The organism is Elizabethkingia occulta, assembly GCF_002023715.1.
GTDB classification, from domain to species: Bacteria; Bacteroidota; Bacteroidia; order Flavobacteriales; family Weeksellaceae; genus Elizabethkingia; species Elizabethkingia occulta.
The window spans coordinates 43,565-60,903 of sequence record NZ_MAHX01000016.1 but is presented as its reverse complement, the minus strand read 5'-3'; the positions used below and the strand labels follow the sequence as shown (position 1 = coordinate 60,903).

Annotated in this window: 16 protein-coding genes; 6 read left to right on the top strand and 10 right to left on the bottom strand. The window is 36.1% G+C overall.

Annotated features, from left to right (window positions below; all coding sequences use genetic code 11):
- Positions 1-5 precede the first annotated feature (5 nt).
- From BAZ10_RS10975 to BAZ10_RS10960, 4 genes are all read left to right on the top strand, one after another.
- On the top strand, positions 6-725 hold the full coding sequence (locus BAZ10_RS10975) for a hypothetical protein (protein ID WP_245803802.1): 720 nt from the start codon (positions 6-8) through the stop codon (positions 723-725).
- A gap of 71 nt (positions 726-796) precedes the next feature.
- On the top strand, positions 797-1,543 hold the full coding sequence (locus BAZ10_RS10970) for a hypothetical protein (protein ID WP_078772086.1): 747 nt from the start codon (positions 797-799) through the stop codon (positions 1,541-1,543).
- A gap of 6 nt (positions 1,544-1,549) precedes the next feature.
- The gene (locus BAZ10_RS10965) at positions 1,550-2,620 is read left to right on the top strand and encodes an AI-2E family transporter (RefSeq protein ID WP_059322853.1); all 1,071 of its coding nucleotides are present in this window, start codon (positions 1,550-1,552) and stop codon (positions 2,618-2,620) included.
- A 16-nt stretch (positions 2,621-2,636) separates the two neighbouring features.
- Complete coding sequence (locus BAZ10_RS10960) at positions 2,637-2,858, top strand: DUF3820 family protein (protein WP_059156177.1); 222 nt, start codon at positions 2,637-2,639, stop codon at positions 2,856-2,858.
- A gap of 33 nt (positions 2,859-2,891) precedes the next feature.
- Here the strand turns inward: BAZ10_RS10960 and uvrB are convergent, their stop codons facing one another.
- From uvrB to miaE, 6 genes are all read right to left on the bottom strand, one after another.
- Complete coding sequence (gene uvrB / locus BAZ10_RS10955) at positions 2,892-4,886, bottom strand: excinuclease ABC subunit UvrB (RefSeq protein ID WP_078772085.1); 1,995 nt, start codon at positions 4,884-4,886, stop codon at positions 2,892-2,894.
- A 137-nt stretch (positions 4,887-5,023) separates the two neighbouring features.
- A complete protein-coding gene (locus BAZ10_RS10950) occupies positions 5,024-6,517 on the bottom strand; it encodes a M56 family metallopeptidase (RefSeq protein ID WP_078772084.1) in 1,494 nt (497 codons plus the stop codon).
- Positions 6,510-6,896, bottom strand: a complete 387-nt coding sequence (locus BAZ10_RS10945; RefSeq protein WP_078772083.1) for a BlaI/MecI/CopY family transcriptional regulator — start codon at positions 6,894-6,896, stop codon at positions 6,510-6,512. The genes BAZ10_RS10950 and BAZ10_RS10945 overlap by 8 nt, the downstream gene beginning before the upstream one ends.
- Before the next feature lie 97 nt (positions 6,897-6,993).
- Complete coding sequence (locus tag BAZ10_RS10940; RefSeq protein WP_078772082.1) at positions 6,994-8,370, bottom strand: tryptophanase; 1,377 nt, start codon at positions 8,368-8,370, stop codon at positions 6,994-6,996.
- A gap of 129 nt (positions 8,371-8,499) precedes the next feature.
- Positions 8,500-9,117, bottom strand: coding sequence for a DUF502 domain-containing protein (locus BAZ10_RS10935; RefSeq protein WP_047034502.1), 618 nt, complete (start codon positions 9,115-9,117; stop codon positions 8,500-8,502).
- Between the two features lie 3 nt (positions 9,118-9,120).
- Positions 9,121-9,699: a tRNA-(ms[2]io[6]A)-hydroxylase gene (gene miaE / locus BAZ10_RS10930; protein WP_078772081.1), complete on the bottom strand. Its 579-nt coding sequence runs from the start codon at positions 9,697-9,699 to the stop codon at positions 9,121-9,123.
- A gap of 69 nt (positions 9,700-9,768) precedes the next feature.
- On the opposite strand from miaE, the gene BAZ10_RS10925 reads away from it, so the two are divergent.
- Positions 9,769-10,623, top strand: coding sequence for a DUF4846 domain-containing protein (locus BAZ10_RS10925; RefSeq protein WP_245803801.1), 855 nt, complete (start codon positions 9,769-9,771; stop codon positions 10,621-10,623).
- A 2-nt stretch (positions 10,624-10,625) separates the two neighbouring features.
- Here BAZ10_RS10925 and BAZ10_RS10920 read toward each other — a convergent pair whose 3' ends face one another.
- The 4 genes from BAZ10_RS10920 to BAZ10_RS10905 all read right to left on the bottom strand — a co-directional run bounded on the left by BAZ10_RS10920 (position 10,626) and on the right by BAZ10_RS10905 (position 15,190).
- On the bottom strand, positions 10,626-11,099 hold the full coding sequence (locus BAZ10_RS10920) for an SRPBCC family protein (protein ID WP_078772079.1): 474 nt from the start codon (positions 11,097-11,099) through the stop codon (positions 10,626-10,628).
- Complete coding sequence (locus BAZ10_RS10915) at positions 11,100-12,194, bottom strand: acyltransferase family protein (protein ID WP_078772078.1); 1,095 nt, start codon at positions 12,192-12,194, stop codon at positions 11,100-11,102.
- A gap of 64 nt (positions 12,195-12,258) precedes the next feature.
- Positions 12,259-14,655, bottom strand: coding sequence for a vWA domain-containing protein (locus BAZ10_RS10910; protein WP_078772077.1), 2,397 nt, complete (start codon positions 14,653-14,655; stop codon positions 12,259-12,261).
- A 1-nt stretch (position 14,656) separates the two neighbouring features.
- Positions 14,657-15,190 carry an RNA polymerase sigma factor gene (locus BAZ10_RS10905; RefSeq protein WP_078772076.1) on the bottom strand — a complete coding sequence of 178 codons (534 nt, stop codon included), beginning with the start codon at positions 15,188-15,190 and terminating at the stop codon, positions 14,657-14,659.
- 139 nt (positions 15,191-15,329) lie between these two features.
- Here BAZ10_RS10905 and BAZ10_RS10900 point away from each other — a divergent pair, with 139 nt between their 5' ends.
- The gene (locus BAZ10_RS10900) at positions 15,330-17,246 is read left to right on the top strand and encodes an LTA synthase family protein (RefSeq protein ID WP_078772473.1); all 1,917 of its coding nucleotides are present in this window, start codon (positions 15,330-15,332) and stop codon (positions 17,244-17,246) included.
- Positions 17,247-17,339: the final 93 nt, after the last annotated feature.

The window sequence follows — 17,339 nt, the reverse complement described above, 5'->3', positions numbered from 1 at the left end:
ATTTAATGATGCAGCCGAGAGAAGTAATTTCCTTTTCTGAAATCCCCGTAAAAGCTTTTGAATACTGGAGTAAAACGATCATGTTTCAGGTTTTGTTTTCTATCTGTTATTTTGCCGTTTATTTAGGATTAACGTTCTTTTTATTCAGTTATTATGGTGTAATGGAACAAATACATGATCTTTCAGCATACTTTAATACAGATCAGGTTCTTGCAAGGGAAAAGTATATGGAAATTATTGCTTCCGAAAACTTCAGATATGTTACACTGTGGATAGTTGTTATTACAGCACTTCTGTTTCCCCTGAATCTGGGACTTTTTAATATTTACCGGAAAATGGATAAAGCCGAAGAAATCTCTGTTGGAGATTTATTTGTTGGCTTCGAAGGAAGTAGTTTCTTTAAATATATCGGCTATGCCTTATTCTGGGGAGGTATTTATTACATCTCTAAAATGACTTTATTCCTGGCTCCTGTCTGGGTTTTACTAACCTTGTTCGTTGGGCCTTTAATGTTTTTTAATAATCTGAATATTCAGGAATCGCTTAAGCTAAGCTTTCAGGCGGTTGGAAAAAATATTGTTGGCTGCTTGATGGCATTATTGCTGGCAGTATTTGGAAGCTATATTGGAGCTGCATTGTGCGGAATTGGTATACTATTAACATTTCCGTTCTGGAATGCTGTTTTATATGCTTATTATCAAAAGATCTTTCCTGAGAGCCATTAATTTTACTTCAACTTACCCATAACTCATAATAAGTTAATATATTTGGTATAAACAACAAATCTTAATTTATTATGTCTGAATTTGAAGAATTTGATAGCTCTGCAAAACAACCGCAGAGAGATTTCGGTGATATATTATCCCATGCTTTTAACCTTTATAAAGGGATTATAGGATATGCTATAGTATTGACGGTATTGCTGATTGCCATTTCTTGTTTGCTTGCTCTTATTACTGGTGGATGGTCTGAAATTGTTGAAATGAGCCGGACAGCAGGACCTGGGCTAAATTCTAGAATCTATGAAGAAATGTATAGCAGTGGTCCTATTATGTGGTGGATGGGAGGTTCTTTTCTATTCTTCATTCTTGCTTCTCCTCTTATTGTTGGAATTATTTATATGATGCATAAAAAGAATTCAGCACAATCACTGGATTTTTCAGATTTGTTTATTGGGTACAAACAGAATACAGTGAACATTATGCTGTTTAGCTTAATCGTTACAATCATATCCGGAATTTGTAATAATTATCTGTATTATATCCCTACGATTTTTATTATGCCTTTCTTTTTCTTAGGTTATCCGATTTTATTCTTTGAAAATAAAGGTGCTATTGATGCAATTAAAAAATCATTTGAAATTGTGAAAAATAATTACGGGGCATTTATACTGCTAAATTTAGTAACCTATATTATATCTGTCCTTGGAATTGTTGCTTGTTGTGTCGGAGTTATTGCAACAGCATCATTCTACTATGCAAGCATGTATTCTGCTTATATAGCTTACAACGGAGTACCAAAACAATTGACTCATACAACATAATTCTGAATGCAAATAAAACAGGGTAAACCTATTAGCGAAGTAGCAATCAAGCAGATTGCCCTTATCGGTATTATTATCATATTGGCAGGGCTTATATGTTATAATTTATCAATGTTTATCCCCTCTCTTTTGGGGGCAATTACATTGTATATTATCTCAAGGAAATACTTATTATATCTGATTGAAGAGAAGAAATGGAAACCTTCTTTGGCGGCTATAGTAATTATTGTTGCAACACTACTAATTCTGATTCTTCCTGTTTACCTCATTATAGATGTTCTTATAGATAAGCTTGGGAATGCTCAGGCTTATATGCAAAAGTTCAATGTTTTTATTGATAAAATTCATGACTTTGTTTTTAAAGAAGTAGGCATTGACCTGCTGAGTAAAGAGAATATAAATAAACTGAAAGATACAGCCGGGAGGCTTTCCACATCATTGCTGAACACAACATTCAATGCATTAACAGTTATTGCTTCCATGTATTTTGTTTTGTATTTTATGCTGATTTCTCCACGGAAATTTGAGAGTCTCTTGGAAAGTGCAGCACCATTCAAAAAATCTAATAACTTCTTATTAGGAGAGAAGATTCGCAAAATGGTAATTGCAAATGCTATAGGTATTCCTGTAGTTGCATTGGGACAGGGGATAGCCGGACTTATTGGCTATATTATCTTTGGAGCACCCAGTCCGGTATTATTGTTTGCACTTACATTTGTGACCTCCATGATTCCTATTGTAGGAGCAGCAATTGTATATGTGCCTATTTGTATATTTATGATTGCAGAAGGGCAAACAGGAGCAGGTATAGGATTAGCAATATACTGTTTGGTTGTTGTAGGGCTTACTGATAATTTGCTGAGATTTACGCTGCTGAAAAAGCTTGAAGATATACACCCACTAAATACTGTGTTCGGAATTATAGCAGGGATGAATATATTTGGCTTTTTAGGGCTTATTTTCGGACCTATTCTGGTTTCGGTAACGATATTGCTAATGCAGGTATATAAAGATGAGTTTCTAGGCAGAAAAATGAGTCCTCCCGATGACGAGTTACTCTTAGAAAAAGATGAATGATAAAATCGAATAATAAATGAATCCGGAAATCTTAAAAGATATTGTAACCCAAAAAATGCCGTTTGGAAAATATAAAGATAAAATTATCGCAGACCTTCCTGTAAGCTATCTGGAATGGTTTCAGCGAGAGGGGATGCCTCCTGGAAAGCTGGGAATGATGCTTTCTACAATATATGAGATAAAATTAAACGGACTTGAATATCTTCTGACAGAAATCAAACGACAAGTACAGAAATGATAAAACCTACCATTTGGCAGGTTTTATTTTTATTTATGAGCCTTTTAAAGCTGCTATTTCATCACGTAGTTTTGCTGCAGCAATAAAGTCTAAGTTCTTAGCTGCAAGTTCCATTTCTTTTTGTTTTTTAGAAATAATTTTTTCAATCTCATCGGATGAATAATTGGCCTGTACTTCAGCAACTTTCTGTAATATTTCTTTCTGAATATATTTTTGATCCGGGAAGTCTGGATTACGTCTTACCAGAGATTCACTAATCTTTTTGTTAAGTGCCTGTGGTTCTTGACCATGTTCCTTGTTATAATTCATCTGCTTTTCCCGACGGTAGCTGGTTTCATCAATAGCTGCCTGCATGCTTTTGGTGATTTTATCCGCATACATAATCGCTTTCCCGTTAAGGTTACGGGCTGCACGACCAATCGTCTGTATTAGAGATCTTCTGGAACGTAACATTCCCTCTTTATCAGCATCTAAAATTGCCACTAACGAAACTTCAGGAAGGTCTAATCCTTCTCTAAGAAGGTTGACACCTACTAGAACATCAAATAATCCGGCACGGAGATCCTGCATGATCTGTATTCTTTCCAGGGTTTCCACATCAGAGTGTATGTAGCGTGTACGGATCCCAAAACGTGTAAAGTATTTGGTTAGCTCTTCTGCCATTTTTTTTGTCAGTGTTGTCACCAGTACACGTTCATCCTCTTCAGTTCTCTTCTGAATTTCTTCAATTAAATCATCAATTTGATTCTGAGTAGGTCTTATCTCGATAACAGGATCTAATAAACCTGTGGGACGAATAATCTGCTCCACATATTCACCACCTGTTTTTTGCAGTTCATAATCTGCAGGAGTAGCGCTTACATAGATTACCTGATTCTGTAGCATCTCGAACTCTTCAAATTTTAATGGACGATTATCCATTGCAGCCGGAAGACGGAAACCGTGCTCTACCAAAACTTCTTTCCGGCTTCTGTCACCACCATACATCGCGTGCACCTGTGGTACTGTAACGTGGCTTTCATCGATTACCATCAGATAATCTTCCGGGAAATAATCTAAAAGGCAGAAAGATCTGGATCCTGCTTCTCTTCCGTCCATATATCGGGAATAGTTTTCTATTCCGGAACAATAGCCTAATTCTTTTATCATTTCCAGGTCAAGCTCTGTTCGCTCCTCCAGTCTTTTCGCTTCATAAGGTTTTCCGATTTCCTGGAAAAAATCAACTTGTTTTACCAGGTCATCCTGAATTTCCTTAATAGCATTCTGCATTGTTTCAGGAGATGTTACAAACAAATTGGCAGGGTAGATATTAATTTTATCGAAGTTTGAAGTTACATTTCCGGAAACAGGATCAAAACTCTGAATTTTTTCGATTTGATCTCCAAAGAACTGAATACGGATAGCGCTATCTGCATAAGCGGGATAGACATCGATAACATCTCCTTTTACCCGGAATGTCCCCCGAATGAATTCGTTTACACTTCTGGAGTATAAAGAGCTTACCAGTGTATGTAATAGTTTGGTTCTGGATATCGGGACTTCTACATCTAAGGAAATTACCGATTTATGGAATTCTGTAGGGTTACCAATACCGTAAATACATGAAACGGACGCAACAATCAGTACATCTCTTCTTCCGGAAAGCAATGAAGCTGTTGCAGAAAGACGCAGTTTTTCTACTTCCTCATTAATACTAAGATCTTTTTCAATATAAGTATTAGTAGTAGGAATAAATGCTTCTGGCTGATAGTAGTCATAGTAACTTACAAAATACTCTACAGCATTGTCCGGAAAAAACTCTTTGAATTCCATGAAAAGCTGAGCCGCCAGAGTCTTGTTATGTGCCAGTACCAATGTTGGTTTTTGTATTTCCTGTACAACATTGGCAATTGTAAAGGTTTTACCGGAACCGGTAACCCCTAATAAGGTTTGGTATTTTTCGCCTAATAAAAGACCTTTTGAAAGCTTTTCAATTGCCTGTGGCTGGTCGCCTGTAGGCTTGTATTCTGATTGTATCTGGAAATTCATGAGACAGGTATTCCTTACAAAAATACGAAATAGGGAAGAATATTACATAAGTTTCTGTAGTCTGCACAATAGGTCTGTTAATATATTTAAGAAGCAAAAGCTCTGGGAAGGCCAGAGCTTTTGTTGAATTAAATTTTCTATAACTTTTTAGTGCCTTCAAAATTCATGGTTATAGGAAAGTGGTAACGTGAAACTACATTTTTGCCATTTAGCTGAGCAGGAATCCATTTTTTCTTTGCAACAATTGTTGCAATAGTTCTTTTTATTTCTGCATTGAGGCTTTCGTTAGAACCTGTTGTAACTATATCTTTTACATCTCCGTTCTGATCTATAATATATGATGCTGTGGATTTAAGGGTCCCTTTGCCATCAACTTTGCTGTTGTCAAAAGTCTGAACGAACAAATTACGGAAACTTTCAATACCTTCAGAGAATGTTGCTTCCCTGTCTACTTTTTCTGAGGGACTTATGGGAATTAATTTTGCCATAGGGTCTGGTGGAGTTGGTGGTGCAGGCGGTGCCGCTGGAGGGGTTGGAGGTACAGGTGGAGCGGGAGGGAAATCTGAATTTTTTAATTCCCCGGACTTATTGTACTTCTTAATAATTTCTTCCCGTTTTGTAGCTGTATTTGCGTTAAGTTCCTCTATTTTTTTTGAAATAATAGCTTTTCGTTCCTGTTTTGTGGTATCGGACTTTGCAGAGGTTAACGCCAGAGTAGCGTCTGAAATTTGATCTAGTTTAGCCGTAAGTGAACTTGTTACATACTCTTTTTCTTTTGCATTCATACTTATTCCAAATGCAGTAGCGGCTATCAATAAAGTAGCGCCGGATATTTTTAAAAAGCGTACTTTGTTTTTGGATGTTTGCTTTGTCATCATAATGAAACGTTTTTTAGTGAGTAAAAAATTAAAATTACTTGCAAACTGGTTATGATATGGCGCCATTGTTTTTGATATAATCAATTTGCGGTAATGCTGTATATCTTTAGATAAACGAAGTGTATGTTCGTCTGCCAGAAATTCATGATTGGCAGTAATAGATTGTTTAATAAGCCAGAAAAAAGGATTGAACCATGCAAAAGCCAAAACCAGCTGAATAAACATAATGTCTAATGTATGCTTCTGAAAAAGATGAGCCTGCTCATGCTGTAATATTTCAGATTCGATGTTTTTGTGAAGAAAATCTTCGCCAGGGACAAATATATAATTGAGAAAACAATATGGAATTTGCTTATTGTCGAGTAGTATATAATGGATATTATCGACCGTTTTCTTTTTGTTTTTATAAATCCTGTGAGCAATTTGAAGTATGCCCAGTATAAAGCGAATAATAAAAAATACGGTTATTACAATATAGCCATAAGCAACAATCTTATACCAGTTGAATGACGGTTGTGGAGCTTTACCAATAATGACTTCCTGAATATAGTAAAGGTTTACAGTTCGGGTAACCGGATTATTTTCTCGGGCAATATCAATTTGTATAAATGGTATAGCAAGACTGATAACGACAGTTCCTAAAAGAAAGAATCTGTTGAATACAAATAATTTATGATCTGCCAGTACCGACTTATAAATAAGCCAGCATAGGAATGAAATTCCTAAAAGCAGAATAATTTTGGAGCTATCCATCTTTTTGTTTTTTTTCTATTTCCAGATCTATCATATCACGCAGTTCTTTTAACTGCTTTTGACTAAGTTTAGCATTCGCTGTAAAGTAAGATGCAAACTGAGATACAGAGTTGTTGAAGAATTTTTTCATCATGCTTTGCATTTCTCCACTAAAGTATTGTTCTTTTTTCACCAGAGAATAATATTGTCGTGAGTTTCCAACTGTTTCATATCCTACCAGATTTTTGTCCTGCATACGTTTTAGTACGGTAGCTAAAGTTGTACTGGCTGGCTTAGGATCATCATAGGCCTCCATAATATCTTTCATAAAAGCTTTTTCTTTAGACCAGATGACCTCCATTATAAATTGCTCAGCTTCAGTTAATTTTATCTTCGACATTGTTTTAATTTTTAGTTGCTCTACAAATGTAGAATTTATTTTTAATATTCCAAATGAAAAATAAAAAAACTCATCTTTTCAGGATGAGTTTTAAATATTATGCTTCGGTAAGGTGAACGGTAAAGTGCCTTAGAATGTCCGGTTCCCAAGTAATTTTATAACCTTTTGTAATCTCATTCTTTCGCTCAAAAACATTTTTCAGAGCAGCGGCAATATAATCCATGTGATTGTTGGTATATGTCTTTCTTGGAATTGCCAGTCTAAGGAGTTCCATTTTTGGATAGCGATTTTCTCTGGTTTCGGGGTCTCTGTCAGCTAATAAGATTCCTATTTCTACACCACGGATACCAGCTTCTTTATACAATTCTATAGCTAGAGTTTGTGCAGGAAACTCCGCTCTCGGAACATTTGGCAGGAAGGTAAGAGCGTCTATAAAAACAGCATGTCCACCAATTGGCCTCTGAATAGGAATTCCATATTCAATGAGTTTGTTTCCAAGATATTCAATCTGTGAAATTCTGCTTTCAAGATATGTAAACTCCGTTGCTTCATCCAATCCCTGAGCAAGAGCAGCCATATCACGGCCAGCCATTCCTCCATAAGTAATAAAGCCTTCATAAATAATTGTGAAATTTGAGGCTTTCTGAAATACTTCATCATTATTAAGGGCAATAAACCCACCGATATTTACCAAACCGTCTTTTTTGGAAGACATGGTCATTCCATCCCCATAAGAATACAATTCTCTTACAATTTCTTTAATGCTTTTATCTTGATATGCTGCTTCTCTTTTTTTAATAAAATAAGCGTTTTCTGCGAATCTTGCTGAGTCAAAGAATACCGGAATACCATATTGATTGGACAATTCCCGAACAGCTTTTATGTTTTCCATAGAAACAGGTTGGCCTCCTGATGAATTACAGGTAATAGTAATAAGACAAAACGGGATTTTTTCCTTACCATATTCCTGATAAACTTTTTCCAGTTTATTGAGATCAATATTCCCTTTGAAAGGATAAAGGTTATTAATGTCAAAAGCTTCGTCAATTGTACAGTCTATTGCGTGGGCTTTACGAAATTCAATATGCCCCTTGGTGGTATCGAAGTGTGAGTTTCCCGGAATAATATTGCCTTCTTTTACTAAAACAGAAAAAAGAACATTTTCTGCAGCACGCCCTTGGTGAGTTGGCAAAAGATGTTTGAATCCGGTAAGTTTATTAACGGTATTATAAAGTTGCTCAAAAGAACGTGAACCTGCATAGCTTTCATCTCCAGTCATAAGGGCTGCCCATTGCTTGTCAGACATAGCGCCGGTGCCACTATCGGTTAATAGGTCTATAAAAACCTGTGAGCTTTTTAGGTTAAATAAGTTATAATGACTGTTTTTAATCCATTCTGCTCTCTCCTCAGGAGCAGATTGGTGGATTTCTTCTGTCATTTTTATACGATAAGGTTCAGCATAAGGAAGTTTCATGTTGATAATATTTAAGATTGAAAAGAATTTTAGAAATTGTAAACGAAACCTTTCAAATACTATGGAAGGCAAAATGTTGCTTTTGTAATACTTATACAAAAAACAACAGACTCACAATTCTCTAAAGCATCATTCCGGTGCCTTAAATATATTTTCATCAGAATGGAAACCCGAAACGCCACCACTAACAGCAAATTTCATGGCTTCTACTGAATTCATTCCTTCAACTTCCCGGACATTATCGGGTTCGGTAAGGATTACCCATCCGGAAATTGCATATGAATGGGGAAGGTAAACGGCAATTTTTCCGCTCAAACCTACAGGTGATAAATCGTGTTGCGTAAGGAAACCAATACGCCATACTTCCGGATTATTGTTGGTCTTCACCCATACCGGATTACTGAATTTCTTTTTATCGCCTACAAATGAGCTCATTACATCCTTTAGTGAAGAATAGATGTATTTAATCCCGGGTGTATGTTCCAGCAAATTATCCATAGCATCTACTAGGATACGGCCTAATAAAAACTTGGTACCTATAAAACCAACAAGTGCGGTGATAACAATAACAGAAATAAATACAAGTCCGGGGAATCTCTCGGAAATGGAAGGGATAATATTATCGATAGAGGAAACAAGATACCAGATCAGCCCAATGGTGGCTCCAATAGGTCCAAGAATCACTAAACCCTGGAGCAGTGATCTGAAGCATAAACCGATATAATAATTGATTCCTCTTTTTTCCATTAATTAGCCGTGGATGGTTTCTTTTTTTCCGTAAGACTGGATAATTTTGGCTTCATATTCAAGCCATTCTTCCCAGCGTTGGTTTACTTTTTCAGGATCACCCAATTGTCTTGCGAATTTAATGAAAGTTGTGTAATGATTGGCCTCAGAAATCATTAAATCGTTATAAAAAACTTTTAGTTCCTCATCTTTTATATTTTCTGTCAATACTTTGAAACGCTCGCAACTTCGTGCTTCAATCATTGCAGCGAATAACATTTTGTCTATAATAAGCTCCTCACGGCTTCCCTGAACAATAAATTTGAAAAGATCATTTACATAATCGTCCTTGCGGGATCTGCCTAATGTATAACCCCTTTGTTTGATAATTTCATGTACCTGATTGAAATGATCCAGCTCTTCCTGAGCAATAGCCAATAGTTCTGTTACTATTTCCGGATACTCCGGAAGCATAGTGATAAGAGTAATGGCATTGGTTGCAGCCTTCTGCTCGCACCATGCATGGTCGGTTAATATTTCTCCGAGGTTACCTTCAGCAATGTTTGCCCAGCGTGGATCGGTTGGTAATTTTAGCCTGAACATGAATTATAATTTTTCACAAAATTAAGAATTTGGAGGATGAAATCAGTTATATTTGATAAAATGAGTTCTATGAAAACAGTATTTTTATTAGGAGCCTTTGCAATACTTTCTTCCTGCCAGAAGAATGAAAACCTATCGGCAAAAGTACCCGCAAAGAATAATTCTGAAGTTCAGGTGCGTTTTGTTGATGAAAAATCCAATACCCTGAAAGGAAGACTTCTGGTTCCGAAGGGCTTTACCCGGGAAATAACAAATCAAAATACATGGGAGCATTTTATTCAGAATCAGGCATTGGAAAAATATGGCAGCCCGATCCTGAAGTATGACGGAACAAAAATATCGGATCAAACACATCATGTTGGAACTCTGACGTATGATGTTGGAGAAAAAGATTTGCAGCAATGTGCAGATGCTTTAATAAGGCTCCGGGCTGAGTATCTTTTTAGCCAAAAAAGATACAACGAAATAGGTTTTAATTTTACCAGTGGAGATCACTTTTCGTGGAAAAGTTATGCAGAAGGAATGCGGCCTTTGATTAACGGGAATAATGTGAAATTCATAAAAAGAGCGTCCGAGAATGCTTTGGGCTCTTATTCGGATTTCCGACAGTATCTGGATATTATATACAACTATGCAGGTACAATTTCACTCTCCAAAGAACTTAAAGATAGCAAGAGTACTACAGAGCTAAACATTGGGGACTTGATTATAACTCCCGGAAGTCCGGGGCATACGGTAATGATAGCTGACAAAATTTCTGATGGGGAAAATAAAAAATATGCATTGATAGAAGGTTTTACTCCGGCACAGACTATTCATATTCTTTCCGTAAATGGAAATCCATGGTTTAACATCAGGCCTGGAGACATTATTGAGACACCAAGATATACTTTCCAAAATGCGGTTGTAAAAAGATTTGAATAGGTCTACTTTAAGACCTTTTTCCACTCATCACTCTCTGCAAAATCTTTTATAATCTGATTCCTGCTCAGTAAAAATTGCTTTAGATAATTGGTTAAAATCAGCTTATTAAATAGCATTCCCAAGATACCTAAAGGAGAATCAAACCTGAAAATATCAGTCATTATAGTCCCGGTATCTTTTTTTTCGAAATAATGATCGTGTTTGATATATTTAAAAGCTCCTTTTAACATTTCATCCCGAAAATGAAAAGGTGGATCTAATGCTGTTATTTTTGATGTCAGAGTTTGTCTGATCCCAAAATGTGTTGCTTGCCATGTAACTGTTTCTCCATTGTTTATTAACCCAGAAGTGACTCCGGCAATAGCCTTTTCATTAGTGTTAGCTGTAGAAATAGTATGCAGGTCAATACTTCTTGATAGGTCAAAGACTATCTGAATATCAGCATTTATATGGGTTTTTAATTCTATTACAGGCATCTAAACACTTCTAGCAGTTAATTTTCTCAATTTTTCCAGAATTTTCCAGCCTAAAGCATCCGCTTTTTTCAATACTTCTGCAATAAGAATTGCTAAAATAACATTGATTACATATATCAAAACCATCAGTACTGCCCAATGGATATTACCTTTTAGCGGAACAACTATGAAGTATACCAAAGAAGAGCTGATGCCCTGTGCAAAATAGAAGAATATGGCATTCCGGCCAATATTATTGATGAAGGTATCTTTTGTAATTTTTAATCGGTTGTACAAAACAAAAACAGTAATCAGTGATAACAAAGACCATACGATATAAGGTACCTGTGGCGGGAATTTCTGTTTGTTGATTTTATAATAAATATCTGGTCCGTAGATGTAACCTATTGTAATAATACTTATCGCTGCTAATACATATAAAACAGGAATGTAAGCTTTTTTTATAGTTTTTCCTTTTAACTGAAATCCTATAAGGAATATACCTAAATAATATACAACATAACCAACTTGTCCGGAAGGATAGTTGTTTGGATCAATATTGAAAATAAGAGTAAGGGCTACACAAAGAGCAATAAACCATGAAATATGCTGCTTGAAGAAACGGAGAATTAAGACTCCTAAAATGGTAACAATATAATACACCTTAAGATACCAGAAGCTACCCATAACCACAGGGAAGGTGTCGCAGTTGGTGTAACTATGCAGATACCAGTTGCCTAATTGAGCCCAGTCGATAGCAGCCGAGGGGTTCTGAGGAATATACTTCCCTCCAAATGTAGAGTAGAAGCTTTTTAGCGTTTCTATATCCCAAAAGGTAATAACACTTACTTTGAAGATCCAGTCCGCAAAAAATAATCCAGTTACAAAGATCATATACGTGATCTGTAGTTTCAGCAGACGGTAAAGAGTTTTCTCTATATTTCCTGAAGATGTAATTCCGCTTAAAGCAAAGAAAATAGGAACATCTATCAGAAGACTTAATACTCTGAATTCACTTGGAATATAAAATTGGCCGGACCAGAATGCAGTATGAATAAAAATAATACTAAGTGTAGCCAGTCCTTTGGCAAAGTCAATATAGAGATCTCGCTTCATGAATTTCTTTTTTCAAAAATAGAAAATAAAACAGCCGCTTAAAACTTTTTAAGCGGCTGCAGCATTATTTAACTAATTCTACAAGTTTTAGAAATTCATTCCGGTAGCCGTCCGGATCATATTTTATAGCTGATTTTCCGAGATTTAAGATGCTTTTTGTTTCTTTATCTTTGAGATATTGGGAATCGCGTAATTTCATTCCAAACCATGCAACATCAGCAGCAAACCTGAAGTCATCGGAAGTATTGCTTAGAGTAACATTTTTATTGTCAATATTTTTAATGATCTCAATACTTTTGTCTCCGTCAGGCTTTTTATATCGGAATTTTATGGTTGCCAATTCTTTTCCGAAACTGTTTCCAGTTTCCGTTTTTTTGGAGTATTTCAGATTTATATTTTTAGGAGAAAATTCATCTTCTGTGCCTGTAGGTATAATTTCGTAGAGAGCAGTAACCTGATGTCCTGCACCAATTTCTCCGGCATCTATAGCATCATTCACAAAGTCTTCGTCTTTAAGCAATCTGTTTTCATATCCAATCAGTCTGTATGCCTGTATATTTTGTGGGTTGAATTCTATCTGGATTTTTACATCCTTAGCTATTGTATACATCGTCCCTGCAAATTCCTTTACCAGAAATTTATTAGCTTCCTGCAGATTATCTATATATGCATAGTTTCCATTTCCTACTTTTGCAAGGGTTTCCAGTGTCGTATCTTTAAAATTGCCCATACCAAATCCCAGGCAGGTTAAGAAAACGCCAGATTTTCTTTCTTCTTCAATAAGACTTGTAAGATCTTTTCTGGAAGAAACCCCCACATTAAAATCTCCATCAGTAGCTATTACTACTCTGTTATTTCCGTTTTTAATGAGGTTTTCTCTTGCTATTTTATAAGCCAGCTGAATTCCGGCACCTCCAGCGGTACTTCCGCCAGCAGACAGCCTGTCGATAGCTTCAAGAATCTTTTTCTTATCACTTCCGGGAGTAGCTGGCAAAACAAGCCCTGCTGAACCAGCGTAGGCTACCAAGCTTACTTTGTCCTCAGAGGAAAGCTTTTCAGTCATCAGAGCTAATGATTTTTTTAGCAGAGGTAATTTATTTTCCTGATCCATTGAGCCTGAAACATCCACCAGAAAAACCAGATTAGATTTCGGAGCCTTACTCAGGTCTAAATTTTTGCCCTGTAAACCTATTTTCAAAAGCTTATGCTTAGGATTCCACGGTGCAATACTGTACTCTGTACTGATAGAAAAAGGGTGCTGGTCCGTTGGCTGAGAATAATTATAAGGGAAATAATTAATCATTTCTTCAATTCTTACAGCATCTTTGGGCACAGTCTGTCCATAATTAATCATTCTTCTTATATTAGAATAAGCGGCTTTGTCTACATCAACGGAAAAAGTTGAAAGAGGAGCTGTTGCAGGGCTCTCAAAACTATTTTCTGTAAATTCTGGATATTCCTCTTTTGAAACTTCAATTTTCGGTTGAGGAAGAGTAATTATTGGATTTTCTTTTTCTAATTTTCTTGCTTTACGCTTTATTTTTCTCAGTTCTCGTTTAGATAAATCTTTAGTTGTGATAACAATTACACCATTTGCTGCTTTTGTACCATATAATGCAGTCGCCTTTTCACCTTTCAGTACATTTATAGACTCAATATTGTTGGGAGACAGAACTTTTAAATAATTATTATTTACAACTTCACCGTTCATTACATATAAAGGTTCGTTGGCTTGTGAAGGAGTAGATACTCCTCTGATAACAACATTGTTCATGTCTGTATTAACCGAAGATCTCTTAATTCCCATTGCAGGTGAAACAACAGTTTCTTCTCTTGCTACTGTAATTTGTTTTTTTTGAGCTTTAAATCCAACAAGTGTAACTTCTTTAATTATATTCCCATCAGCATTACTTAATTTTCTCGCCATTCTTCTTTCATCTTGCATACGCGGAGCTTCTACATTTTTTCCGGCTACGGTACTTGCTGGCGGGGGTGGAGCATAGCTGGCAGAAGGGCTTATTCCAAGAGAGGGTGCCGCATAATAAGTTTCCACTTTAGCAGGTTCCTGATATGCAATAATATCTTTAGGAGCATTTAGTTTCTTTTTCTCTTCTTTTATTTTTTCTACCTGGCTCGTTGTAATATCATTTTGTACAATTTTTTGTGGAGGGATAGGTGTTTCAACAGGAGAATCTGCTACGTTTACAGATTCAGTCTTAGCCATTATCGGCGTTTGTTTATCTGTAGGTTTTACAAACAGATATGTAATTCCTGCAAACAGTATCACTGCGGCAGCGGCAAGCCATTTCCGATTGAGTGAAAACTCTTTTGTCTCTTTTTTAGCAGGCTGGTCCAGCTTGTTTTCCAGCATAGCCCATATCTTTTCTTTAGAAGAAAGGTCGTTAGATTCCGAATGGTCTAACTTTTTAAATATATCGTTAAGTGGATCTCTTGGGTTCATTTTAGTTGGTTTTTGAAAAGTAAAACTGATGTACCAATTTCTGTAGCTTGTTTTTTGCAAAGTTTAGTTGAGATTTGGAGGTTCCCTCACTTATTCCCAATTGCTCAGCAATCTCTTTATGAGAATAGCCTTCAATAGCATACAGGTTGAAAATGGTCTTGCTTCCCGTGGGAAGGGTATCCATTAAGCGTAACAATTCTTCTTCATTATACGGGAAATCCTGTATAACGGGATCCGGTATATTGAGTTCAAACTCATCAATAGAGATGGAGGCCAGCTCTTTTTTGCGCAGAAAACTGAGGCATTGATTGACTGTAATCCTTCTTGCCCAGGCATCAAATGCTAAAATTTCCTTTAGCTGTGACAATTTGGAAAAGATACTGAAGAAGGCATCAGCCAAAACTTCTTCTATGTCTTCCTGAGACTTCAGGTATCTTTTGCAAACAAAATGCAGCTTCGGATAGTAGGCATCATACAGCTTTCGCTGTGCGATACGATCGTTACCGATACATTGTTGTAGAATTTCCTCGTTCATTTTGGTGGTTTCTATTGATAAAGACTCCGGTTCTTTTCAAAAGGTTGGAAAAGATAACCAAGTTTTATCTTTTAAAAAAGAGTGCCATGCTTTTCAGTATGAATTATTTGCTAATTTTGTCATTCTCTATTTACTAAAAATGATCAGGAATTTTAGAAAAAATGAATATCTGGCTTTAGCATATCGCTTATTTTTAGCCTACTTCTTTTATTTTGTAACCAGAGTTTTGTTCGCTGTTTTCAACTGGAATCTTTTAAAAATTGATTCGGTCGGAGAGCTGCTAAAGCTCTGTTTTCATGGGATAGCATTCGATACTACAGCAATTTTATATACCAATGCGCTGTTTATTCTGTTCTCAATTTTACCATTATTTGTCAACACCAGGAAGGGGTATCAGAAGTTCCTGATGATTCTTTACTTTGTATGTAACCTTGTAGCAATATCTTTCAATTTTGTAGATTTTATTTATTATAAATTTACTTTCAGCAGAAGTGCAGTTAACATATTGGAAAGTATTCAGCATGAGTCGAATAAAGGAAAACTGTTTGCTGATTTTCTTAAAAACTATTGGTACGTATTCTTATTATATTTTGTTTGTGCATTTTTATGGATTTTCCTCTATACAAGAGTTAAGGTAAAGGAGAAAAAATACGAACAGAAAGGAATGTATGTGCTAACATCTGTTATTGGAGTTTGTATAATCACTGTTTTGGCTGTTGGCGGAATACGGGGTGACTTTAAAAAGAGTACAAGACCTATTAATCTGGTAGATGCCAATAAATTTGTAGATAAATATGTACAAGCCAATGTGGTTCTTAATACGCCATTTTGTATCATCAGAACAATTGGCACAACATCTTTCAAGAAACTCACCTTTATGCCACAGGAAGAGGCGGATAAATTGGCTCACCCTGTAAAGCAGTATGAGAATAATGCTCCTTCCAAACCCAATATTGTCATCTTTATTCTGGAAAGTTATTCACGGGAATATATTGGTGCCTTTAATAAAAATAGTGGCATTAAGGATTATGTAAGCTATACACCATTCTTAGATTCTTTATCACAGAAAAGTATGATTTTCACCAACGCTTATGCCAATGGTTATAAATCTATTCACGGGATGTCCTCTGTTCTGTCTGGCATTCCGTCGTTTAAAGATGCATTTACATCTTCTCCTTATCCTAATCAGACTATACAGTCTTTAGTTTCTGTTTTAAATGGTGAAGGCTATGATACTTCTTTTTTTCACGGAGCTCCAAACGGATCTATGGGATTCTTAGGCTTTGGAAATATTCTGGGCTTCAAGCATTATTATGGCAAAACAGAATATAATAACGATGCAGATTTCGATGGAGTCTGGGGGATCTGGGACGAGCCTTTTTTTCAATATATGAACAAGACGCTTACTCAGAAAAAAGGCCCTTTTATGTCGACAGTATTCTCTGTAACTTCCCATGAACCGTTCCAGGTGCCGGCTAAATTTAAAGGAAAGTTCCCGATGGGTAAAGTACAGATGCACCAGGTTGTTGGTTATACAGATTATGCATTGAAAAAGTTCTTTGAATCTGCGTCAAAAGAGCCGTGGTATAAGAACACTATTTTTATTCTGACAGCTGACCACGATAATCAGAGTTACTATAAGGAATATCAGGAAGGTCTGAACAAGCAGGCAGTACCTATTATTATTTATAAACCGGACGGAAGTTTGCAAGGTGTAAATGACGAATGGGCGCAGCAGATAGATATCTATCCGACAGTCCTGGACATGATTGGCTATCAGAAACCTTTCCGAAGCTGGGGGGTAAGTTTATTCGGTGATAAAAACCAGTTGCCTTTTACTGTAAACTATATGGATAATACATACCGTTATGCTTCCGGAAATTATATTTGCGTTTTCGACGGACATAAAACTTTAGGATTTTACGACAAGAATGATAAAGGATTGAAAAACAATCTTATCGGTCAGCGAAATGCAGAGATGAACCAATTAGAGCTGCAGTGTAAAGCATTCCTGCAGGATTATTTCCACAGAATAGTAGATAAGAAACTGAACTAATTGATTTTGTGTGCAAAAAATGTTGATAAACATATTGCTAATTGCAAAAAAATAAATATCTTTGCACCTCGAATAATTATAAAAAATATATAC